Consider the following 20,771-nt stretch of genomic DNA (forward strand, 5'->3'; position numbering starts at 1 on the left):
GACGGGGCCCGCCCGCGAGCTCGGGGTGCTTGTCGGACGGCCCGAGTCCCGGTACTGTTCCGGGCTCGTTCCGCACCCCGGCGTGCAGGAGCCGGTCAGTCCAGCGGAGCCGCGTCGCCGGCGGTGAAGACGATCTTGCCGATCGTGCGATCGGTTCCGGCCGAGCGCCCGGACAGCACGTCGACGATCTCCTCGAGCGGATGGACGGCGCCGGGGTCGGCGTCCAGGTCGCCGGAGGCGGCGAGCGCGATGGCGCGCCCGATCCGCTCGGCCGTGGCCACCACGATCAGGTTCCGCACCGGCGGGCGGTCGCGCCGCAGCACTGCGACCGCCTGGGCGCCGAGGGCCGGGCCGCTGGGCACGAGGGTGACGAAGCGCCCGCCCTCCGCGAGCAGGATCGCGGCGTCGTCGACCGGGAGGTGCCCGGAGACGTCGAGCACCGCGTCGAAGCGGCCCGCGAGCACGCCGAGATCGAGCGCGCGGTAGTCGTGCGGCTCGGCGCCGAGGCTCCGCAGCACCTCCGCCGAGGCGGCGGACCCGGTCGCGGCGACCTCGCAGCCCGCACGGACCAGGAGCTGCACGGTCAGCTGCCCGATGGCACCGGAGCCGCCGCCCACCAGGACTTTCTCGCCCGCGCGGACGCGCAGAGCGTCGACGACGCCGACGGCCGTCCCTCCGGACATCGCGAGAGTGACGCCCTGCACGAAGTCGAGGGAGTCGGGCAGGGGCACGAGCGCGCGGTTGCGCACCAGGCACGCGTCGGCGAACGCGTCGCCGTCGCGGGTCATGCCGACCACGCGGTCGCCGACCGCGACGGTCCGCACTCCCGGCCCGACGGCCTCGACGGTGCCCGCGACGTCGAGTCCGAAGCCGAGCGGCCTGGATCGGCCGACGGCCATGACGCGGGCCGCGCCCGACAGGATCTTCTCGTCGGTGGCGTTGATGCTCGCCGCGCGGGTGCGCACGAGCACCTCGCCCCGACCCGGCATCGGCACGGGTGCGTCCCGCCACGAGAGCACGTCCGGTCCGCCGAACCGTTCGTATCCCAGTCGTCGCATCGTGCTCCCGTCGTCCGCGGCCGGCGCCGCACTGCGTCGAGCCTAGGCGCTGATCCCCCGGTCGAACCGTCGCTCCGCAAGGGCTCGGACGCCCGCAGCCCCGGTGCTACCGTGGCGCGCATGAGCGCAGACACGAGCCCCGAGTTCTCCGGCTGGACCGGCGAGGGCCAGAGCGGTGCCGACCCGTCGGGTCCCGTCACCGACGCCGATCGCCCCGACGACGTCCGACCCGCCGACGCCGAGATCGAGGAGAGCACGACTCCCGACGAGAGCCGCGACCCCGACCACCCCTACGACTCGATGGGCGAGAGCGGCACCGAGAACGCTCCCGAGGACGAGGTGTCCGACTCCGAGGACGAGGAGGGCCTGCTGCCCCCGGGCAGCACCGCCGAGGGGAGCGGCACCTCGCTGGGATCCGTCCCGGCCGAGGCCTCCCGCGAGGCCGAGCCGCTCGGCACCCACGAGGGCGAGGGGACCCCTGGCCAGCTGGCGGACGAGCGCTGGCGCACGAACGGCGTGAATCCGCTCGGCTGATCCGCGACCGGGGTCGCTTCGAGGCCCGCAGGAGGGTCGACCTCTCACCCACGAGCACCTCGCGTCCAGGTTCTCCCCCGGTGGCTCGGAGGTGACCCCCGGCTGGCGCCGTAGCGTGCCGGGAGCGCGGGGACCTCCCGCGCGGACGGGGAGTCCCATGTCGTTGTTCCAGAACCGCACCCGCGAGATCCGGTGGACCCCGGACGAGCGGCGGGCGCTCGCGGAGGCGGTCGCCGAGGACCGCGCCGACGTCTGGCGCGGCATCGGCGAGCTCGACCGCACGGTCGTCGTCTCGACGGAGGATCCGGGCACGCGCGGTGGAGCCCGCTGGCCCACCGATCACCGCGCCTTCCTGCGCGTCGAGCGCGGCGACTCGATCGTGCTGGCCACCGACGGTCTGAGTGACCCCTTCGACCGCCTCAGCCGGCCCGGCACGGGGCTGGGCCTGGAGCTGTGCCTCGAGAGTTCCGCCCTGCTCGGCGTCCCCGCCGCGGAGCTCTGGAACCACTGGCAGTTCCGCCTGCTCTACGAGGCCGCTCGCCGCGCGGCCCTGCAGGGCGTGTGCTGCCGCACCGGCGTCGACGTCGCGCGCCTGGCGCACGCCTCGGCCCCGCCGGCCTGGGTCGGCGAGGACGGCTCGGTCGGCGTGCTGCTCGGGCTCCGGAGCCCGCGGCTCCCCGAGCGCATGGAGCTCGCGACCGGAGACGTCGAGCTCGTCACCCTCACGCCGCTGTGGCCGGAGGAGTACGAGTCGGCCGCCGTCGACGATGCCGCGTGCGCCGAGGTCGCGGCACGGCTGGTCGGCCTGCCGCACGACGAGCTGGTGCACACCGCTCGCCCGCGCGTGGTCTGAGACGTCCCGGGCGGCGGGACGCCCCGGGCAGCGGGACGACCCCGGCGGCGGGTCAGCCGTCCTGCGGCTCCGGTACCACCAGCATCTCGCCGGTGTTGTTCGCGCTCGAGACGAACTGCTCGATCCATGCGCGGTTCAGCGCAGGGCGCTTGCTGCCGAAGAAGCGGAAGTGCAGCGCCGTGGTGGGGTGGATCCAGATCGAGCTGCGGCCGTAGCCGCTGGACTCGGGCTCGGCCCACGACAGGCTGAACGACTCGTTGCGGCGCATCTTGGTGAACATCGCCACCTTGAGGTGCGCCAGCATCCGGTCCTCGAAGTCGATCTCGAGCGATTGCGGTCCGTAGATCAGTCGTCCCATGGTCTCCACCCTGCGTCGTGCCGGCGCCCGGAGGATGCACGGGGCCGTGGGCTCCGACGAGCACGGGGAGCCTCTCCGTCGAGCCTACCCAGGGTGCGACGGGCCACAGGACAGGCTGGTGTCCCTCGATCGAGGGGTCCGATCGGGATCACGGCCCCGGGGAACGACGAACGCCCCGCCGACCGGATCCGAGGATCACGGCCGACGGGGCGCTGCGAGTTCGTGACGAACCCGAGGAGTCGGGAATTACTCGCCGACGCCGCGGATGTTCGCGGCCTGCGGGCCCTTGCGGCCCTGCTCGACGTCGTACTCGACGTGCTGGTTCTCGACGAGCTCGCGGTAGCCCTGCTTCGCGATGGCGGAGAAGTGCGCGAACACGTCGGCGCCTCCGTCGTCGGGAGCGATGAAGCCGAAGCCCTTTTCGGAGTTGAACCACTTAACGGTGCCAGTAGGCATTTCTTTTCCTTATGTGTTAATGACGCCTGCCGGAGCGGACGTCGTCAGATCCCGCACGAGTGTGCGGTACCCGCTCGACTCCTCCTCCGCGCGGATGAAACACGCGTCGGCCGGGGAGTCGGTCGGGTCGTCTTGGGGGCGGAGGGGACCTCCGCGGGGGAGAACGTCCCGCGTTCCGACGGAGTCGGGGGTGCGGGGGTCGAACGAGGAACGGCGCGGCTTCCGCGGCGTCCTGTGAAGGGCGGTACCCGCCGGCGAGGCGGGCGTTCGAACCGCTGGATCGAGGTCGATGCCGTCGATCCGTGCTGCCGGTGAGAGCAGTGCGGTCTCTATCAGGGGCTGAGTCTCTTCGTCGTCTCCAGCGAGTGCGTGCTGGTGGTGGCGACTTCTCAGCCGTGGAATTCGGGCGATCGCCCAGGAGATGTCTCCAGCCTACGGGATCGGACGCCCCGAGCGCGACAGCGGCGCGGGAAACGCTGCGCGATCCGTCGCTCGGCGGCCGAGCGGACGTCGGGGCCGACCCGTCGTGTGGCACCATTCAGGTCATCGGCGCCGCCTCCTCGGCGCCGCGCCCCATCCGCCCCTCCCGTTCTCGCGCCCCCTCGAGGCCGGGGGCCCGCCCGCGCGAGGCCCGACCGCGATGCTCCCCTCGACGACCCCCGGCTCCTCCTCCGCCCCGGAGCGCACGGAGCTGCGCCGCGAGCAGGACGAGATCGGCCGTCGCTGCGCCCGCCGCGGCTCCGCGCTCTTCACCGGGGCGTCGGCACTGCACCTCGTCGCTCTCGCTCCGGCCGACCTCGTCCGCACGCTGCCGGTCCTGGCGCTCCTGGCCGCGGCGACCGTCGTCGTGCTGTCGTGGCGCCGCGGCCGTCCGTCCACGAGCGCCGCGCCGATCGTCGTCGCGGCGGTCCTCGGCCTGACCGCTCTCGCGCTCTTCGCCGTGTCGGACGTCGACGCCCGGCTGCCGGCCGTCCTGGGCTCCGTCACGATGCTGGCGTCGATGGCGCTGGCGACCCCGCTCCTCGCGATCGGCGCCTCCCGCCGCCTGCCCCTGGTCGCGGGCGCGGCGCTGCTGCCGGTCCTCGCGCTGAGCACGACGGCCACCGCGCCGTCGGGGCGCACGTTCTTCGTGGGCCTCGCGGTCGTCATCGGGTGGGCCGGGGCCTTCGGCATCGCGCGGTGGGTCGCCGCGAGCGTCGCGCGCGCCGACGACGGCACCCGGCGGCTCCTCACGGCGCACGCCGCCGAGCGGCGATCGAGCGAGGACGAGGCGCGCCGCCGCCACGACGCGCGCCTCCTGCACGACACGATCCTGGCGACCCTGACCCTCGTCGCGCACCGCGGCGAGGGGGTGCCCGCCGCGACGCTGCGCGAGCGCGCTGCCGCCGACCTCGAGCTGCTGCGGGCGCTCGACGGGCCGGTCCCGCCGAGCGCCCCCGGCTCCTGCGCCGAGCTCCCCGACGAGTTCGCCGCCGTCGACCGCCGCTTCCGCGCGCTGGGCCTGGAGATCTCGTGGCACCTCGGCCGGGGCGACGTCGCCCCGGACGCGCTCGCGGCGCTGGTCGGCGCGACCGGCGAGTGCCTCGGAGAACGTGCGGAGGCACTCCGGGGTGCGCGCGGTCGACGTCACCGTCGAGCACGGCGCGGGCGGCGTCCGCGTCGCCGTCTCGGACGCCGGTGCGGGCTTCGATCCCGCCGCCGTCCCCGTCGACCGCCTCGGGCTCGTGGAATCGGTGCGCGGACGCCTCGAGTCGGTCGGCGGAGCCGCGAGGGTCTTCTCGGCGCCGGGTGCCGGCACGACCGTCCTGATGAGCGTGCCGCGATGAGCGCGCCCGAGCCGCGGGACGCGACGTCCGGGACGCTGCTCGCCCTCGTCCGCGCGGCCGAGGCCGGGCCCCGCTCCCTGCAGTCCGTGCGCTTCCGGATCCGCCGCACCCACCAGCTGACCGCGAGCTACCTCGGCCTCGGCTTCCTCACGGTCGCGGTGCTCGTGATGGTCCGCGGAGTGTTCTCCTACGCCTGGGCGCTCGACGCCGGCTCCTCCGGCTGGCTGACGGGCGCCGCCTGGGTGGTGGTGGTGCTCGCCTTCGCCGCCGGGGCGATGACCGCGCTGCTGCGGCGGGGGGAGCTCCGTCGCCCGTGCTCGTCCTCGTCCTGGTGGTCGACGCGGCGGCGCTGGCGCTCGAGATCCTCGACTCCGCGCTCCCCTCCTCCGGGGGCGTCTACTACCCGACCGTCTGCGTGGGCGTCGGCGCGACCCTGCTGGGGCTGATGCCCTTCCACCCGCTCCGGCGCACCTGCACGGCGCTCGGCCTGCTCGCCGCGGTGAGCGCGGTGACGCTCCTGGCGGAGAGCGGCGGTGTTCCCGGCGGGCTCGGGATCGGCACGACGATCCTCCTGCTGGCGCTCGTGCCGACCGCGTTCTGCGCGGTCATCCTCGCGACGGTCGACGAGCACGTGCACCACCGGCTCGACCGCACGATCTCCGACAGCACGATCGACGGGCCGGGCACGGGTCCGGGCAGCCTCGCGGCGTCCGAGCTCTCGCGGATCGACGCCCGGATCGAGGAGCTGCTCGAGCGGCTCGCGCGCAGCGCTGCCGCTCCACTGGACGCGGAGACGGGGGAGAGGGGCCGGGCGCTCGGAGACGAGCTGCGCAGCGCGCTCGCCCGCAGCCACGATCGCACCTGGCTCCGCATCGCCGTCGACGAGTCGGCCCACCTGTCGGGAGCGGTGGTCCTGACCGATCCCGACGGACTCGCCGCGCACCTGCTGCCGCCCGACCGCGCGCGGCTGCTCTCGGCGCTGTGGCTGCTCGCCGCACCCGGCTCCGCCGCCCGCCCGGGTGTCGAGGCGGCCCTCGCCGCCGCTCCGACGGGCCGCGGATCGATCACGATCTCCCTCGAGGTCGCGGGCCGGCGCTCCCGCGACCTCGACCCGGCCGTCTGGGGCATCCTGGGCGAGCTGGGGGCTCCGCGCGTGCAGAGCAGCGGAGCGGGCACCCGCGTGCTGATCGAGCACGTCCCCGAGAGCGCTCCCGAATCGAGGAGGACCCCGTGAGCACTGCCAGCGGCCGATCGCCGGCGACCGAGGGGCGGACGATCTCGCTCGCCATTCTCGACGACCACCCGATCCTCCTCCGCGCCCTCGCGGAGTGGATCGGCTGCTCGGGTGCGCCCGTCCGCGTGGTCGCGACGGCGTCGAGCTGGGTCGGCCTGCTCGCCGATCCCGCGTTCCCGAGCGACGTGGTGCTCCTGGACATCGACCTCGGCGACGACCTCGACCTGGCGATGAAGATCCGGACGCTCACCGCCGCGGGCTCGGCCGTGGTCATCATCAGCACCCACGCCCAGCCGGCGACGATCGAGCGGGCGCTCGAGGCCGGAGCGCGCGGCTACCTCGTCAAGAGCGAGCCGACCGAGGTCATCATCGAGGCGATCCGCACCGTCGCGAGCGGCGCCGTGTTCCTCACCGGGCCCACGCGCGGCCTCCTCGGGGGATCGGCCGCCGACACGCTGACCGCTCGGGAGCGACTCGTCGTCGGCCTCTTCGCCGAGGGCCTGCCGCTCAAGCAGCTGGCGGCGGAGCTGCGCATCACGCAGGACGCCGCGCGCAGCTGCCTGCGCAGCGCCCGCGCGAAGTACCGCGAGGCGGGGGTGGAGGTCGGCGGCCGCATCGCCCTGCGGCGCCAGGCGCTGCGCGACGGCATCATCGTCCGCCGCTGAGCGGGGGGCTCCGGCTGTCCGGAGCCCCCCGCACCTAGACCGTCTCGGGCCGCTTCTGCCGCGCGGGCTCCGCGGGCCGGTTCGCACCGTTCCACACCGAGATCACTCCCCAGACCACCGCGGCGATCGGCACGGCCAGCACGGCGCCGACGATGCCCGCGAGCACGGTGCCGATGGTGAGGGCGACGAGCACGATCAGCGGGTGCAGCTTCAGCGAGCGGGCCATCAGCACCGGCTGGAGGAAGTTGCCCTCGAGCTGGTTGACGGCGATGACGACCAGGATCACGATCAGCGCGGGGATCGGGCCGTTGGCCACCAGTGCGACGAGAGCCGCGAGGATGCCGGCGGCGGTCGCTCCCACGATCGGGATGAAGGCGGTGAGGAACACGATCACCGCGAGCGGGATCGCCAGCGGGACGCCGATGATCGCCAGCGCGATCCCGATGCCGATCGCGTCGACGGCCGCGACGGTCGCGGTGCCGCGCACGTAGTCGCCCAGCACGTCGACCGCCTTGGTGCCGACGCGCTTGGCGCGGTCGTAGCTCTCGCCGACGAAGGGGCGCAGGAGGAACTCCCAGATCTTCGGGCCGTCCTTCATGAAGAAGAAGAGCACGACGATCATCAGCACGAGGCCGGTGACGAAGTTCGCGGCGGCCGCGGCTCCCGCGAGCGCGCCGGAGCCGAAGCTGCTCGACGTGAGGAAGTCGACGACCGTCGTGCGGGCGTCTTCGATCTGCTGCTCGTCGATCTGGAACGGCAGGTGCTGCACGTAGTCCTGGAGCGAGGCGATGCCGTCGGAGGCGCGGCTGACCAGGTCGTCCCACTGGTTGCGGACGGCGACCGTGATGAGCCAGCCCACGGCGCCCAGGACCGCCAGCAGGCCCAGGAGGGACAGCCACGTCGCGAGGATCGAGGGCACGCCCTTCTTCCGCAGCCACGACAGCAGCGGGTGGATCGCCGAGGCCAGGATGATCGCGATCATCACCGGGATCAGCACCAGGGTGAGCTGCGTCATGGCGAAGACCAGGACCGACGCGAGAGCGAGGATCACGATCACCTGGAGGCAGCGCAGCGCGAAGCGGCCGAGGCCGTCGGTCCAGACCGTGCGCCGCGGCTCGGGGCGGGCGGGTGCGGGAGCGGGAGCGGAGGCGGGTGCGGGAGCGGGGGGCGCGGGGTGGCGGCGGTCGAAGAAGCCCATGGGGGAAAGGTACGGGACGCGGCGTCCACCCCGCGGTGGCTTGACGCCGGGCCCGACGGCCTCGCGGCCGGCCTCGGGAGGCGGTGATCCGGCCGTCGCCGGCCGACCCGGTCGTGGGCGGAGCTCTGCGCCGCGGTCTTCGGATTCCGTCGCTCCCGGAACGAGAAGCGCGGGAAAATTACCAGTTCCGGAGCGAATGCGGCCGTCTTCGACGTCATTCCATTGCCAACGCGACGGATCGCGCACTAGGGTCGGCACGTCCATGCAGGCGCATGGGGTGCGGCACCCGAAGCCGCGCTGCAACCGCGCCCGCTGAACGGCCTCCCGCGGGCGGGAACCCGAATCCCCGCCCGCGTCGGAGGCACAGCGCCTCGCCGCGAGAACCCGAACGTCTCGCGGCCCGCGGCCGGGAACCCGAAGCTCCCGACCGCTCCGCGGCGCAGCACCCGTCCCCCGGAACACCCCCTCCCTGGAGTACCCGCATGTCCCGCACCCCCCTCGGGGGTGACTCCGGAGCGTCCTCGCACGCTCCAGAGCACTTCCGCGCGCTCTCGAGCGCCCCGTCCCTCGACCGCCGCTCGCTCGTGACCGCCGCCGCCTGGAGCGCGCCGGTCGTCGCGATCGCCCTCGCGGCGCCGGCGGCGTCGGCGTCCCAGCCCGCGCCCGCCCCGCGCACCTCCGACTCCACCCTCTCGTTCGACACCCTCTCGAGCTGGGGGACGTGGGGCGCCACGGGCGTCACGGGCGCCGAGACGATCGTCCAGATCCAGAACTGCTGGGCGCACGGCGCCGGAGTCGGAGCGCCGGTCCACGAGCTGAGCGTCGTCGTGCGCTACCCCTCGACGGCGACGCTCGAGTCGACCGCCGTCAGCGTCTCCGGAGCGGGCTGGGCCTTCGTCGCCCGCACCGTCGACGCGAGCGGGGCCGTGGACCTCGTCTTCCGGTGGGCGGGCGACCGGGCCCTGGAGCCCGGCCACTCCACTGCGCAGCTCCGCTACTCCGTCTCCGCGCACTTCTCGGCGCCGACGGTCCTGACCGGAACCGTCTCGGCCCCGAACGCCGACGCCGCGACCCGGACGGGCGACGGCTCGATCGGCTGACGCCGCCCCGTGACGACGCAGGCCGCCCACCCGGAGGGGTGGACGGCCTGCGAGCGCGCGGGAGGGCCTACGCGGGCACCCGGACGGTGAGCCCGCCGGGCTCGATCCACGTGCGGAACGCCGAGGTCGAGCCGAAGGGGTCGCCGTCGAGCTCGATCTCCTGCGCCTTGTCCAGGCGCACGATCAGCTCCTTGCCCTTCACGTACCGCAGGGCCGCGACCTCCTTGGTCAGGCCCATGAGCTTCTGCCCGACGACGCCGGTGCGGCGCAGCACGCCGTTCTCCCACACCACCTTGAAGATGATCTGCACCCAGCCGAAGAACCCCTCGGGGCGCAGCAGCACGATGTCGAACTCGCCGTCGTCCACGGCCGCGTCCGGCAGCAGGAGGATGTTGGCGGGCAGGGCGCCGCAGTTGCCCACGATGATCGTGTGCGCGCGCACCTTGCGGGCCTTCTGCCCGTCGAGCCGGTAGCGGAACTCGAGCTGGTTCTTGTCCAGCAGGGCCTTCCGCAGGGCGTCGACGTAGGCGAGCCAGCCGGCGCGCTTCTTGAGGTCGTCGTCGGTGTTGGCCAGCATCTTCGCGTCGATGCCGAGGCCGGCCATGACGACGTAGGCGTGGCGGGCGCGGCCCTCGCCGGTCTCGATGTCGATCATGCCGATGTCGATCGGGCGGTCGGTGCCCGAGAAGGCGACGGTCAGTGCGTTGTCGACGTCGTCGAGGGTGAGGTTCAGGTTCCGGGCGAGCAGGTTGCCGGTGCCCGAGGGCAGCAGGCCCAGCGGGATGCCCGAGCCGTGCAGCGCCTCGGCGACGACGCGGACCGTGCCATCGCCTCCCGCCGCGATCACCATGTCGACCCCGGCATCGAGCGCCTCGCGCGTCTGCCCGGCTCCCGGATCCTCCACGGAGGTCTCCAGCCACAGGGTCCCGTCCCAGCCGGCGGCCTCCTCGGCGCGCGTCACCGCGGCCTTCAGCGGCTCCAGGTCGACCTTGACGGGGTTGTAGATCAGTGCGGCGCGTCGCTGCTCAGTCATCGGAGCCGTCCTCGTCGTCCTCGACGCGCCCCGGGCGCACGGCGGCGTCCTCGCGGATGTCGATGCGGGTGTCGCCCGCCTCGGTCGTCGAGACGTCGATGCGCGGTGCGGCATCCGCCTCGGACGCCTGCGGGGCGCTGGTCAGCTGGTCTCGGCGATCGTCCGCCGTCTGGTCGCTCATCCCCGGAAGCTAGCAGGGCGGATGCTGAACGCGCGCGGGCTTGCGCCGGGCCGTCCTCACCCTCGCGAGCGGGCGGCCTCGAGGCCCCAGAGCACCAGCGGGACCTGCAGCGGCAGGCGCAGGAGAGTGATCGTCCGGGTTCGCGGACGCCGCGCGTCCCGTGCCATCTGCACGTTGCCGGGGAACACGGCCGCCATCAGCGCGGCCGAGGCGAGGCCGCCGATCCTCCGTGTGGAGGGCCGCAGCATCGACGCGGCGCACGCGAGCTCCGCGACGCCCGAGACGAGCACCCAGGCGCGGGCCGACCCCGGCATCCCGCGCGGCACGACGGCGTCGAAGGTCTGCGGATGCGCGAGGTGCACGACCCCGGACACCGCCAGGGCCGACGCGAGGACGCGCGGTCCGGCGCCGAGTCGTGCGGCGCGCCGCCTCACCGTCCCTGCGCCCCGCGCTCGAGCGGAGCGACATGGTCGAGGATCCGGCGCCACTCGCGCACCAGGGCGAGACGGCCCGTGCCGGCCACGCTCGCGGTGCGCGCGTCGGCGAGGCGCCCGCGGAACCAGCGCCCGTCCTCGGTCCCCGCGACCGGGTCGTGCTCGCCGTTCACGATCAGCACCGACGCGGTGACCGCGTCGAGCTCGTCGGCCCAGCTCCCGTCGCGGAGCGCGGCGAGATCGGTCGCGGCTCCCAGCGGGCCCTGGCGCCAGCCCTCGCCGAGCATCCGCTCGAGCCGGTTGCGCAGTCCGCGCGTGCCGGCGAGCACCGGATCCTCGGGATCGACGCCGAGCGCGGTCAGATCCGGCGTGCCCTCGGGCAGGGTCCCCGCCAGGGTCCCGGCCCCCCTCGCCGGGCAGCACGTCGCGGCGCTCCCAGGCCGTGGTCGGCTGCACGAGCACCCCGGCCTGGGGCGGCGCGGGAGTGCCGACGATCGCGAGGCGGTCGACCAGATCGGGGTGCCGCGCCGCGAGAGAGAGGGCGAAGACGCCTCCGGAGCCCCAGCCCACCACGCCGACGCTGCCGAACTCGGCTCCGTCGATGGTCCGCGCGGTCCGCTCGGAGCGGCGGAGGTACTCGGCGAGATCGTCGGCCCGGTCCTGCACGCGGGCGTGCCGCGGATCGACGGGGTCGGAGGCGCCGTAGCCCGGGCGGTCGAGGATCATCAGGTGCAGGCCCCAGGGCCCCGTGACGAGGGGATCGGGGTCGAAGCCGCCCGCTCCCGGCGTCGGGTGGCAGAGCACGACCAGACGATCGGCGACCGGATCGCCCGCCGCCGAGACTCCGATGCCGCGACCCGACCGCAGCTCGAATCGATGGTTCGCCATGTGACCTCCCCCGGGCGCGCCGACGATCGGCGACCCTCCCAGTCAAGCGGAGAACGCCCCGCGCCCGCTGGCCCTTGACCGCGGAGCAGGTGCCTCCCGTGCCGCTGCGGCGTATCGTGACGCCATGGCTGATCAACGACCGATCGGATACTGGCTGACCCTGGTGGAGCGCCTCGTCGACGAGCGCTTCGCCGTCACCCTCGAGGAGCACGGCGTGACGCGGAGGCAGTGGCAGCTGCTGCAGCAGCTGCAGCGCGGGCCGTCGGCGCTGGCCGAGCTCGACCGCGCCCTCGCCCCGTTCCTGCGGGCGCCGACCGCGGAGGACCCGGCGGGGGAGTCGGCGGCCGAGCAGCTCGCCGAGCTCCTCGAGAGCGGCTGGGTCGTCGTCGAGTCCGAGCTCTACGCGCTCACCGAGCGGGGCGGAGTCGCGACCGCGCGGCTCGAGGAGGTGGTCGCCGAGCAACGCTCAGCCGCCACCGCCGGAGTGGGCGAGCGGGAGTACGCCGTCACCGTCGCGACGCTGCGCACGATCGCCGGCAACCTCGGCGCGGCCGAGTCCTCCTGACACGTCGGTCCGGTGCCCGCTACCCCCTGCCGTTCGACGCGGTCCGGGGGCAGAGTGGTGGTCTCGGCGCCCCGCCGAGACGAAGGAGAGCAGCATGAGCAGCGACCGCACCACCGACGAGGACGTCGAGAAGACCGAGGAGCTCCCCGACGGCACCGGGACCGACACGTCCGAGGGCGGCGGCGACACCGACACCGTCTCGGGCGGCGACGCCGACGACGAGTAGACCTCGCACGACGCAGAAGGGGCGGGCCGGATACCGGCTCGCCCCTTCTCGTCGTCCCGTCGGGACCGACGTCCGCCGATCAGATCAGCGGGCCGTCGGTCTCGCTCGTGCGACGGGTGACCTGCTCACCGCTGGCCGGGTCGACGGCCGAGCGGGTGGTCGCGACGGCCTGGCGACGGCGCGTCATCAGGACCAGGCCCAGGATCAGGCCCACCAGTCCGGCGGCCATGAGGATGTAGCCGATCAGCGTCAGGTCGACGCCGGCCAGCTGGACGTCCACGGCGAAGGCCAGGACCGCGCCGACGACGAGGAGGAAGATCCCTGCTCCGATGCTCATACGTGCTCCTTCTGACGACCGCCGGTCGGCGCGGGGGCGCACGAGGGCACCGGCGTGCGATCGCCCCACGGTAGTGCGCGCCGGGTGAGGACCGGAGGCCCTTCCGGTGACGGGCGCGGGGGTGTAGGACTCAGGAGATCCTCAGCATCACCCTCGTGCGGTCGCCGCGGCTGACGAGGCGCTCGATCACCATGAACACGCGGTACTCGAGCCGGTACTTGCCCAGGAACACCCGACCCAGCCGCTCCACCGTGTCCTCGTCCGACACGATCCGGGCGCTCGCCTCGACGACGGGGGCCCCCTCCTTCACGCGGCCGCGGCGGTCGCACGGCACCAGGGTCACCCGCGGGTCGTTGCGCAGGCGCTTCACCTTGCCGCTGGTGCGGGGAGTGGTGACGATCAGGTCGTCGCCGTCCCGGGCGATCCACACGGGGGTCGAGACCCCGACGCCCGTCTTCCGGAAGGTCGTGAGCGAGACGAAGGAGGCGCTGGTCAGGTCCGCCAGGGCGGGGGAGAGGGTCATCCTCGAACAGTAGGGGCGCACGGGGCCGCCTCCGCACGCCTCGCCGAGCCTCCGGCTCGGGCCCGGGCGGCGGACGTAGTGTGGAGGCATGACCGACCCGACGCCCCTGATCGGTCCGACCGAGGCGCCCGAGCTGCACGTGATGACCTACAACATCCGTCGGCGGATGCCGCGCCTCACCTCGCGGGCGATCGACCTCTGGGATCGTCGGCAGCCGCTGGTGCGGCGCCTGCTCGAGATCGAGCGCCCGTCGATCCTCGGAGTGCAGGAGGCGCTGCCCGACCAGGCGGCGTTCGTGCAGGACGTGCTCGGCCCCTCCTTCGAGGGCATGGGCTTCGGGCGCGATCCCGACCGCGGAGGAGAGCGCGTGATGCTCTTCGTCGACCGCCGCCGCTTCGCCGTGCGCCACTGGTCGCAGATCGCCCTGTCCGACACCCCGGACGTCGCGGGATCGCGCAGCTGGGGCAACCGGATCCCGCGCACGGCGGTGATCGCCGAGCTCGTCGACCACGCGACGAACCGCGAGCTGACCGTCGTGTCGACCCACTTCGACCACCTCTCGCGGAACTCCCGACTGCACTCGGCCCGGCTGCTGGCCGAGCGGGTCGTCGCGCTCGATCGCCCGGCGATCGTCATGGGCGACGCGAACACGGATGCCGGCTCCGCCCCGTATCGGGCGCTGCTGGACGGGGGTCGGCTCGCCGACTCCTGGGTCGTCGCGGGCCGCCACCTGACGCCCGGGTGGGGCACCTACTCCAACTACCGCGCTCCGCGCCCGGGCCGGCGCATCGACTGGCTCGCGGTGACCGCCGGCGCCTTCGAGGTCGTCTCGACGGGCGTCAACGCGGTCCGCTACGACGGAGCCGCCGCCTCCGACCACGAGCCCGTCCAGGCCGTGCTGCGGTTCACGGCACCGTGAGCGCCGCCGTCCTCGTCGACACGTTCCTCCAGCCGCCGCGCACCCGCGGCGAGTGGTTCGCCGACGCCGTCCGGATGCTGGGAGCGGCGAGCATCGTCGCGGCGGGCATCGGCTGGGGCTTCGTCGATGTCGCCGTGTTCGCGCTGTCGTCGATCGGGCTCGTGCTCACGCGCTTCCTCGGCATCCGGCCCGCGCTCGACGCGGCGTTCGGCGTCTCGCTCCTCGTCGCCTCCTGGAGCAGCGTGCTCGAGCTGTACCAGGCGTGGGCGGCGTGGGACCTCGTGGTGCACTTCACCCTGAACGGGCTGGCGGCCGCGGTCGCGTACATCGTCGCGGCGCGGGCCGGAGTGGTGCCGACCGTCGCGGGGGAGCGCGGGCCGCTCGCTCCGGCGATCGTGCTCTGCGCGTGCTTCGGCACGACGGCGGGAGTGCTGTGGGAGTGGGGCGAGTGGGCGGGCCACCGCTTCGTCGACGAGTCGATCTTCGTGGCCTACGAGGACACGCTCGCCGATCTGGCCGCGGGGGCCCTCGGCTCGATCCTCGCCGGAGCGCTCATGCGGTTCTGGTCGGCGAAGAGCCGGGTGCCGGTGCGGGAGCACGCGGCCGCCCTCTAGGACCTGGTGAACAGGATCTCGCGTGCGCGACGGTGATCTCCTGTTCGACAGGCCCTAGCCCACGGCCTCGGCTGCTCGGGGCCTCACGTCCCGCAGAGCCTCGAGGACCAGGGTCCGCGCCGGGCTGCCCCGGCTCGAGCGGCGCCAGGCCGCCGACACGACCCGCGTCGAGACCGGATCCACGGCGGGGACGGCGACCACCGCCTCCGGCAGCGGCTCGCGGCCGAGGCGTGGCACGAGCGCCACGGCCGCCCCCGCCTCGACGAGTGCGATGTGGGTGCTGAAGTCCTCGTCGTAGTAGGCGATGTCGGGCAGGCGGCCGGTGCCGGCGAAGGTGCGCAGCAGCCAGGCGTGGCAGATGGCGCCCGCCGGGATGCTCACCCACGTCTCGTCCGCGAGGCGGCTCGGAGCGAGCGCCGGACTCGAGGCCAGCGGGTGCTCCCGGTGGATCAGGACGTCGGCCCGGTCCTCCAGCAGCGTCTCGGTCTCGATCGACGAGGGGAGATCGAGCGAGAGGCCCGGCCAGTCGTGCAGAACCGCGAGATCCGCGGCGCCGCGCTCGAGCCGCTGCGCCGCCTCCCACGGGTCGAGCTCGTCGAGCGTGATCCGCAGTCCGGGCGCGCGCCTGCGGATCACGGCCAGCGCGGGCACGAGCAGCCCGCGCATCGCGGTCGAGAACGCGGCGATGCGCAGCGTGCCGGTCACCTCCTCGGCGGGCGCGGCCCCCAGGTGCTCGAGCGCCTCGAGCTCGGCCAGGAGGCGCTCGCCGCGGTCGGCCAGCGAGCGACCGTGCTCGGTGAGGAACACCGAGCGCCCGGCGCGCTGAGCGACCGCGCCGCCCGACTGCCGTTCGAGCCGCTTGAGCTGCTGCGACACGGCGGACGGAGTGAATCCCAGCGCCTCCGCCGCTGCGGCGACGGTCCCGCAGTCGCGCACGGCGATCAGGGCGCGGAGGGCGGAGGGCTCGATCATGAACGCACGCTACCGGGTCGGCGGTAGCGACCTGCGCTGGTGCTGTCGAATCGGGTGCGCTTGTCTGGAGCCATGACCCGCAGGCACACCCTCCTCGCCCTCCTCGTCGTGCTGCTCTGGGGGCTGAACTTCGTCGTGATCGACGTGGGCCTCGTCGACGTGCCGCCCCTGCTGTTCCTCGCGCTGCGCTTCGTCGTGGTCGCCGTGCCGGCCGTCTTCCTCGTGCCCCGGCCGAGCGCGCCGCTGCGCACGATCGCCGCGATCGGGCTGTTCATGAGCCTGGGCCAGTTCGCGCTGCTGTACCTCGCGCTCGCCCTCGGGATGCCCGCCGGGCTCGCCTCGCTCGTCCTCCAGGCGCAGATCGTGCTGACCGTGGTGATCGCGTCGGTCGCGCTGCGCGAGCGGCCGACTCCCCGCCAGGTCGCCGGGCTGCTGGTCGGCGTCGCGGGGCTCGTGGTGGTGGCGGTCTCGCACGGGGCGAGCGCCCCGTGGCTGCCGTTCGTCGTGACCCTCGCCGCCGCGCTGTCGTGGGCGATCGGCAACGTGCTGACCCGCCGGGCGAAGGGCGCCTCCGGACTCTCGCTCGTCGTGTGGTCGGCGCTGGTGGTCCCCGTCCCCGCCCTGGCGCTCTCGCTGGTGGTCGACGGGGGGCCGGCCGTCGCGAGCGCCCTGTCGAGCCTCTCCGTCGCCGCGATCCTGAGCACGCTCTACACCGCCGTCTTCGCCTCACTCGTCGGCTACGGCATCTGGAACTCGCTCCTCGCCCGCTACCCGGCGGCGTCGGTCGTGCCGTTCACCCTCCTGGTGCCCGTGATCGGGGTGCTCTCGGCGTGGGCGCTCCTGGGCGAGGCGCCGTCGATCGGCGAGCTGATCGGAGGCGCGGTCATGGTCGCGGGGCTCGCCGTCGCCACCATCCGCCGCACCCGCCGCGACCCGCTCCTGGCCGCCGTCGGTCCTGCGGCGTAGCGTTCGCATCATGTGCGGACGATTCGCGATGGACTCCACGACCGACGAGCTGATCCGGGAGTTCGTCGCGGCCGGCGGGAGGGCCGCCGACTGGGCGCCCGATCTCAGCGTGGCCCCGACCGACTCCGCGCCGATCGTGCGCGAGCGCCAGCACGACGACGAGGTGCAGCGCGAGGTCGAGCTCGCGACCTGGGGCTTCACGCCCTCGTGGGCGAAGGGGAAGGGCCCGTCCCCCATCAACGCGCGGCTCGAGTCGGTCGCCTCGAACGGGCTCTTCCGCAGCGCCTTCGCCAAGCAGCGCGCGATCGTGCCGATGCGCGGCTACTACGAGTGGGAGGCGCGCGCCGACGGCAAGCAGCCGTGGTTCCTGCACGGGGAGGAGCCGATCCTGGCGGCGGCCGGCCTCTACACGGCGCGCAAGGAGGGGGACGAGTGGCGGGTCTCGTTCACGATCATCACCCGCGAGGCGCGCGACGCCTCGGGGGAGGTGCACGACCGGATGCCGGTCTTCCTCACCCCCGACGTCCGCGACGAGTGGCTGCGCCCCGAGCCGCTCGGCTCCGCGGAGGAGATGCTCGCGACCCTCGATCGGGCCTCGGTCGCGATGGCCTCGACGATCACGGCGTACCCGGTCGACCGGCGGGTCAACAACTCCCGCACGGTCGACCGTCACGACCCGTCGGTGCTGGAGCCGGTCGAGCTCTAGCGGGACGGGGACTCAGGCCTCGAGCATCGAAGATCATGCCGTTCCGGCATGACCCGGAAACGGCTTGCCGTTCAGGTGCACCTCGCCCGGGGGCACCTCGACGTCTCCGACGTCATCCGGTCCGCCGGTGCCGGGCACGGCCCTGACCTCGGCCTCGCCCGAGACCTCGGTCGCGCTCTCGTCCGGAGCGCTGTCCTGCTTCGCCGCGGTCTCGCGCTCGCTGCCGGGCGACTCCGTCATGTCCTTCTCGATGGTCTCGCTCTCGCTCGACGTCGGCGCCGCGGCTCCGTCGGGCTTCCCGATGGTCGACCCCCTGGTCCTCGAGGGTCGATCCGTGGTCGTCGTCGTGCGTCGATCCCTGGCCGTCGTGGTGCGTCATGCTGTTCCCTCCGTTGGATGGTCTCGACGTTACGTCCGCCCCCGGAGGCGGGGCACCCGCTTGACAGCGTCCCGTGGCCCCTACGGCCCACAGGCGCGACGTACTACCCTGGAACGACGGTCGCACCGGGGGGCGCGGCAGAAGCCGCAGCACCCACCGCGCGAGGAGGAACCCCGTGGCATCGCACCGAACGGGCGAGACCCGTGTCGTCGGAACGACGGTCGGCGACCGGTACACGATCGAGGAGCTGATCGGCCGCGGCGGCATGGCCACCGTCTACCGCGCGCGCGACGAGATCCTCGGCCGCTCGGTGGCCCTGAAGATGTTCGCGGCCGGCATCGACGACGCGCAGGACCTGCAGCGCAAGTCCTCCGAGATCCGGCTGCTCGCGGCTCTCAACCATCCGGCGCTGGTCACCCTCTACGACGCGCACGACGGCGGCGACGACACCGGGGGCCAGGCCTACATGGTCATGGAGCTCGCCGAGGGGCCGAGCCTGTCCGAGCGCCTCGCCACCGGCCCGGTCGCTCCCAACGACGTCGCCGCGATGGCCGCCGATCTCGGTGAGGCGCTGCACACGGTGCACGCCGCCGGAGTGGTCCACCGCGACGTGAAGCCGTCGAACGTCCTGCTCGTGCCGAGCCCGCTCACGAGCCGCGAGTTCCGGCCCAAGCTCGCCGACTTCGGCATCGCCTACCTGATCGACGCGACCCGCATCACCTCGCCGGGCACCCTCATCGGCACCGCCGCCTACCTCAGCCCGGAGCAGGCCCACGGGCAGCCGCTCACCGCGGCGAGCGACATCTACTCCCTCGGACTCGTGCTGCTCGAGTCGCTCACCGGCAAGCGCCCCTTCACGGGCACCGCGATCGAGGTCACCCTCGCCCGCCTGCTGCGCGACCCCGAGGTGTCGGCGTCGCTGGGCAGCGGCTGGTCGGGGCTCCTGGGTGCGATGACGCGACGCGAGCCCGACGAGCGCCCGACCGCGCTCGAGGTGGCCGAGTCGGCGCGCAAGCTCATCGACCCCCGCCGTGACGGGCCGCCGACGGCGATCGTCCTGCCCGATGTGCCGCCAACCGCGGTGCGCACCGAGCCGGTCGGCACCACCGAGGTCATCGGCACCACCGAGCTGATCGGCACGACGGAGCTGATCGGCACGACGCCTGACGCCACCGCGGTCTACCCGGTGCACGAGGGGGCAGACGGAGCGACGTCCGTGCTGCCCGTCGGCACGGGGACGACCCCGGCGCCCGTCGCAGGTCCTCCGGCGACCGCCGCCGTCCCGCTCCGCCGCGCCCCGCAGCGCCGGGGCGGACCCAATCCGTGGCTGCTCGTGCTGGTGCTGGCCCTGGTGGCGATCGCCGTGGGCCTCGCCGTCGTGCTGCTCGGCGGCGACCAGCAGACGCCGCTCCCCGCCGTCGACGGCGAGCTCGGCGAGCACCTGCAGCGCCTGCGCGAGAGCATCCGCTCGTGATCGCGCGCCGCTCCTGGCCCGCCGCCGTCCTGGCCGCGGTCCTCGTCCTCTCGGGCTGCTCCGCGTCCGACTCCTCGATCGACGACGCCACCGCGCAGACGCTCGACGACGCGGTCGTCGCCGTCGCGGAGCGGGCCTCCGTCGACGACTTCGCCGGCGCCCTGAGCGAGCTCGAGGCCCTGCAGGCCGCTCTGAACGCCGCTCTCGGGCGGGCAGCGTGACCGCCGAGCGCGCCTCGGCCGTGCAGGCCGAGATCGAGGTCGTGCGGAGCGACCTCGCGGCCGCGATCGCCGCGGTCCCGACTCCCGCGCCCTCTCCCGAGGAGACCCGGGAGGAGGAGCCCGCCGAGGAGGCTCCCGTGGAGGAGGCTCCCGTCGAGGAGGAGCCCGCGCCGGTCGAGACCGAGGAGGCGCCCGCCCCTGTGCCCGAGGAGACCGCTCCTGTCGAGGAGGAGTCCCCCGAGGAGGAGGCTCCGGAGCCCGCGGAGTCGGAGCCCGCCGAGGAGCCGCCGGCCGAGGAGCCGCCTGCCGGGGAGTCGCCGGGCAACGGCAACAACGGCAACGGCAACAGCGGCGGCAACGGCAACAACGGCAACGGCAACGGGAACAGCGGCAGCAACGGGAACGGGAACGGGAACGGGAACGGCTGATCGCCCCCGCCCGCTCCGGCGTCAGTCGTTCGTCGCGACCACCGCGAAGTCGGTGTCGAGGTCGACGTCCACATCGGTGCCGTCGTCGCGCGTGACCTCCACGTCGTAGGCGTGGTCGGCGTCGTCGCTCCGCTCGGCCTCGGTCACGGTGCCCGTGCCGACGGCTGCGAGCGCGGCCTCGGAGGCGCGGGCCAGCTCGTCGCCGGTGAGGTCGTCGGGGTCGACGGCTCCCGCGGCGGGAGCGGCGGGTGCGTCGGAGGCGTCCGAGCCGGTGCCCGCGGCGCCGCCCGTGACGGCGCGGCCGTCGTCGTCCGCGTCCGCGGACAGCACCTCGAACGAGTCGTCGAGCCGCACGTCGTACTCGAGTCCGTCCTCTCCGCGCAGTTCCAGCTCGTAACCGGGGGCGCCGTCGTCCTCGCGCTCGGCCGACGTCACGGTGCCGCCGCCGATCTCGGCGAGCGCGGCCTCGCTCGCCCGGTCCAGGTCCGCTCCGGTGAGCCGGTCGGACCCCTCGAAGCCGTCGGTCGCGGCGTAGGCGATCCCGGTGCCGGCTCCGAGGAGCACGAGGACTCCGGCCGCTCCGGCGATGATCGTGGTCTTCTTCTGCATGACGATCGGCTCCT

General features: G+C 74.0%; 27 protein-coding genes and 1 pseudogene. 14 read left to right on the plus strand and 14 right to left on the minus strand.

Features of this window, described 5'->3' with window-relative positions; genetic code table 11:
- Positions 1-95: 95 nt before the first annotated feature.
- Complete coding sequence (locus tag AC0CID_RS16725) at positions 96-1,058, minus strand: quinone oxidoreductase family protein (RefSeq protein WP_465227712.1); 963 nt, start codon at positions 1,056-1,058, stop codon at positions 96-98.
- A gap of 120 nt (positions 1,059-1,178) precedes the next feature.
- On the opposite strand from AC0CID_RS16725, the gene AC0CID_RS16730 reads away from it, so the two are divergent.
- Both AC0CID_RS16730 and AC0CID_RS16735 read left to right on the plus strand, forming a co-directional pair.
- Complete coding sequence (locus tag AC0CID_RS16730) at positions 1,179-1,592, plus strand: hypothetical protein (RefSeq protein WP_465227713.1); 414 nt, start codon at positions 1,179-1,181, stop codon at positions 1,590-1,592.
- Positions 1,593-1,749: 157 nt separating this feature from the next.
- On the plus strand, positions 1,750-2,445 hold the full coding sequence (locus tag AC0CID_RS16735) for a hypothetical protein (RefSeq protein ID WP_465227714.1): 696 nt from the start codon (positions 1,750-1,752) through the stop codon (positions 2,443-2,445).
- Positions 2,446-2,497: 52 nt separating this feature from the next.
- Here the strand turns inward: AC0CID_RS16735 and AC0CID_RS16740 are convergent, their stop codons facing one another.
- Together AC0CID_RS16740 and AC0CID_RS16745 are read right to left on the minus strand one after the other, a co-directional pair.
- A complete protein-coding gene (locus tag AC0CID_RS16740; RefSeq protein WP_207407750.1) occupies positions 2,498-2,803 on the minus strand; it encodes a DUF7882 family protein in 306 nt (101 codons plus the stop codon).
- Positions 2,804-3,049: 246 nt separating this feature from the next.
- Positions 3,050-3,259: a cold-shock protein gene (locus AC0CID_RS16745; protein ID WP_055786246.1), complete on the minus strand. Its 210-nt coding sequence runs from the start codon at positions 3,257-3,259 to the stop codon at positions 3,050-3,052.
- Between the two features lie 640 nt (positions 3,260-3,899).
- Between AC0CID_RS16745 and AC0CID_RS16750 the strand changes: the two genes are divergently transcribed.
- Together AC0CID_RS16750 and AC0CID_RS16755 are read left to right on the plus strand one after the other, a co-directional pair.
- The gene (locus AC0CID_RS16750) at positions 3,900-5,531 is read left to right on the plus strand and encodes a hypothetical protein (RefSeq protein WP_465227715.1); all 1,632 of its coding nucleotides are present in this window, start codon (positions 3,900-3,902) and stop codon (positions 5,529-5,531) included.
- 784 nt (positions 5,532-6,315) lie between these two features.
- Positions 6,316-6,984 (plus strand): response regulator, encoded by a 669-nt coding sequence (locus AC0CID_RS16755; protein WP_465227716.1) that lies wholly within the window; start codon positions 6,316-6,318, stop codon positions 6,982-6,984.
- A gap of 34 nt (positions 6,985-7,018) precedes the next feature.
- On the opposite strand, the gene AC0CID_RS16760 is transcribed toward AC0CID_RS16755, so the two are convergent.
- Entirely contained in the window at positions 7,019-8,182 is a 1,164-nt protein-coding gene (locus AC0CID_RS16760; RefSeq protein ID WP_465227717.1) for an AI-2E family transporter, read from the minus strand.
- A gap of 482 nt (positions 8,183-8,664) precedes the next feature.
- On the opposite strand from AC0CID_RS16760, the gene AC0CID_RS16765 reads away from it, so the two are divergent.
- Positions 8,665-9,282, plus strand: a complete 618-nt coding sequence (locus tag AC0CID_RS16765) for a hypothetical protein (protein WP_465227718.1) — start codon at positions 8,665-8,667, stop codon at positions 9,280-9,282.
- Between the two features lie 67 nt (positions 9,283-9,349).
- On the opposite strand, the gene AC0CID_RS16770 is transcribed toward AC0CID_RS16765, so the two are convergent.
- From AC0CID_RS16770 to AC0CID_RS16790, 5 genes and pseudogenes are all read right to left on the minus strand, one after another.
- The gene (locus tag AC0CID_RS16770) at positions 9,350-10,315 is read right to left on the minus strand and encodes a diacylglycerol/lipid kinase family protein (RefSeq protein WP_465227719.1); all 966 of its coding nucleotides are present in this window, start codon (positions 10,313-10,315) and stop codon (positions 9,350-9,352) included.
- Entirely contained in the window at positions 10,308-10,496 is a 189-nt protein-coding gene (locus AC0CID_RS16775; RefSeq protein WP_465227720.1) for a multidrug transporter, read from the minus strand. The genes AC0CID_RS16770 and AC0CID_RS16775 overlap by 8 nt, the downstream gene beginning before the upstream one ends.
- A gap of 56 nt (positions 10,497-10,552) precedes the next feature.
- Positions 10,553-10,930, minus strand: coding sequence for a DoxX family protein (locus AC0CID_RS16780; protein ID WP_465228124.1), 378 nt, complete (start codon positions 10,928-10,930; stop codon positions 10,553-10,555).
- On the minus strand, positions 10,927-11,259 hold the full coding sequence (locus tag AC0CID_RS16785; protein WP_465228154.1) for an alpha/beta fold hydrolase: 333 nt from the start codon (positions 11,257-11,259) through the stop codon (positions 10,927-10,929). Before AC0CID_RS16785 ends, AC0CID_RS16780 begins: the two co-directional genes overlap by 4 nt.
- Before the next feature lie 148 nt (positions 11,260-11,407).
- Positions 11,408-11,818: pseudogene (locus AC0CID_RS16790) on the minus strand (alpha/beta fold hydrolase); the annotation flags it as partial.
- Between the two features lie 124 nt (positions 11,819-11,942).
- Between AC0CID_RS16790 and AC0CID_RS16795 the strand changes: the two are divergent.
- The gene (locus AC0CID_RS16795) at positions 11,943-12,383 is read left to right on the plus strand and encodes a MarR family winged helix-turn-helix transcriptional regulator (RefSeq protein ID WP_465227721.1); all 441 of its coding nucleotides are present in this window, start codon (positions 11,943-11,945) and stop codon (positions 12,381-12,383) included.
- Between the two features lie 94 nt (positions 12,384-12,477).
- On the plus strand, positions 12,478-12,609 hold the full coding sequence (locus AC0CID_RS16800; protein WP_278250006.1) for a hypothetical protein: 132 nt from the start codon (positions 12,478-12,480) through the stop codon (positions 12,607-12,609).
- A gap of 79 nt (positions 12,610-12,688) precedes the next feature.
- On the opposite strand, the gene AC0CID_RS16805 is transcribed toward AC0CID_RS16800, so the two are convergent.
- On the minus strand, positions 12,689-12,946 hold the full coding sequence (locus AC0CID_RS16805) for a DUF6458 family protein (RefSeq protein WP_207403130.1): 258 nt from the start codon (positions 12,944-12,946) through the stop codon (positions 12,689-12,691).
- Between the two features lie 130 nt (positions 12,947-13,076).
- Positions 13,077-13,469: a PPOX class F420-dependent oxidoreductase gene (locus AC0CID_RS16810; RefSeq protein WP_465227722.1), complete on the minus strand. Its 393-nt coding sequence runs from the start codon at positions 13,467-13,469 to the stop codon at positions 13,077-13,079.
- 88 nt (positions 13,470-13,557) lie between these two features.
- On the opposite strand from AC0CID_RS16810, the gene AC0CID_RS16815 reads away from it, so the two are divergent.
- Together AC0CID_RS16815 and AC0CID_RS16820 are read left to right on the plus strand one after the other, a co-directional pair.
- Positions 13,558-14,388: an endonuclease/exonuclease/phosphatase family protein gene (locus AC0CID_RS16815; protein ID WP_465227723.1), complete on the plus strand. Its 831-nt coding sequence runs from the start codon at positions 13,558-13,560 to the stop codon at positions 14,386-14,388.
- On the plus strand, positions 14,385-15,002 hold the full coding sequence (locus AC0CID_RS16820; protein WP_465227724.1) for a DUF2238 domain-containing protein: 618 nt from the start codon (positions 14,385-14,387) through the stop codon (positions 15,000-15,002). The genes AC0CID_RS16815 and AC0CID_RS16820 overlap by 4 nt, the downstream gene beginning before the upstream one ends.
- Before the next feature lie 54 nt (positions 15,003-15,056).
- Here the strand turns inward: AC0CID_RS16820 and AC0CID_RS16825 are convergent, their stop codons facing one another.
- Positions 15,057-15,974 (minus strand): LysR substrate-binding domain-containing protein, encoded by a 918-nt coding sequence (locus AC0CID_RS16825; protein WP_465227725.1) that lies wholly within the window; start codon positions 15,972-15,974, stop codon positions 15,057-15,059.
- A gap of 72 nt (positions 15,975-16,046) precedes the next feature.
- Between AC0CID_RS16825 and AC0CID_RS16830 the strand changes: the two genes are divergently transcribed.
- Positions 16,047-16,940, plus strand: a complete 894-nt coding sequence (locus AC0CID_RS16830) for an EamA family transporter (RefSeq protein WP_465227726.1) — start codon at positions 16,047-16,049, stop codon at positions 16,938-16,940.
- Positions 16,941-16,968: 28 nt separating this feature from the next.
- On the plus strand, positions 16,969-17,646 hold the full coding sequence (locus AC0CID_RS16835) for an SOS response-associated peptidase (RefSeq protein ID WP_465227727.1): 678 nt from the start codon (positions 16,969-16,971) through the stop codon (positions 17,644-17,646).
- Between the two features lie 33 nt (positions 17,647-17,679).
- On the opposite strand, the gene AC0CID_RS16840 is transcribed toward AC0CID_RS16835, so the two are convergent.
- Positions 17,680-17,886, minus strand: coding sequence for a hypothetical protein (locus AC0CID_RS16840; RefSeq protein WP_465227728.1), 207 nt, complete (start codon positions 17,884-17,886; stop codon positions 17,680-17,682).
- Positions 17,887-18,200: 314 nt separating this feature from the next.
- Here AC0CID_RS16840 and AC0CID_RS16845 point away from each other — a divergent pair, with 314 nt between their 5' ends.
- Genes AC0CID_RS16845 through AC0CID_RS16855 form a run of 3 tightly spaced genes read left to right on the plus strand, consistent with a single transcriptional unit; the run spans position 18,201 to position 20,148 of the window.
- The gene (locus AC0CID_RS16845; protein WP_207403122.1) at positions 18,201-19,499 is read left to right on the plus strand and encodes a serine/threonine-protein kinase; all 1,299 of its coding nucleotides are present in this window, start codon (positions 18,201-18,203) and stop codon (positions 19,497-19,499) included.
- Complete coding sequence (locus tag AC0CID_RS16850; RefSeq protein WP_465227729.1) at positions 19,496-19,720, plus strand: hypothetical protein; 225 nt, start codon at positions 19,496-19,498, stop codon at positions 19,718-19,720. Before AC0CID_RS16845 ends, AC0CID_RS16850 begins: the two co-directional genes overlap by 4 nt.
- Positions 19,717-20,148, plus strand: a complete 432-nt coding sequence (locus tag AC0CID_RS16855; protein ID WP_465227730.1) for a hypothetical protein — start codon at positions 19,717-19,719, stop codon at positions 20,146-20,148. Before AC0CID_RS16850 ends, AC0CID_RS16855 begins: the two co-directional genes overlap by 4 nt.
- 21 nt (positions 20,149-20,169) lie before the next feature.
- Here AC0CID_RS16855 and AC0CID_RS16860 read toward each other — a convergent pair whose 3' ends face one another.
- Entirely contained in the window at positions 20,170-20,757 is a 588-nt protein-coding gene (locus AC0CID_RS16860; protein ID WP_465227731.1) for a PepSY domain-containing protein, read from the minus strand.
- Between the last annotated feature and the right edge of the window lie 14 nt (positions 20,758-20,771).

The organism is Rathayibacter sp. AC451 (genome assembly GCF_979253095.1).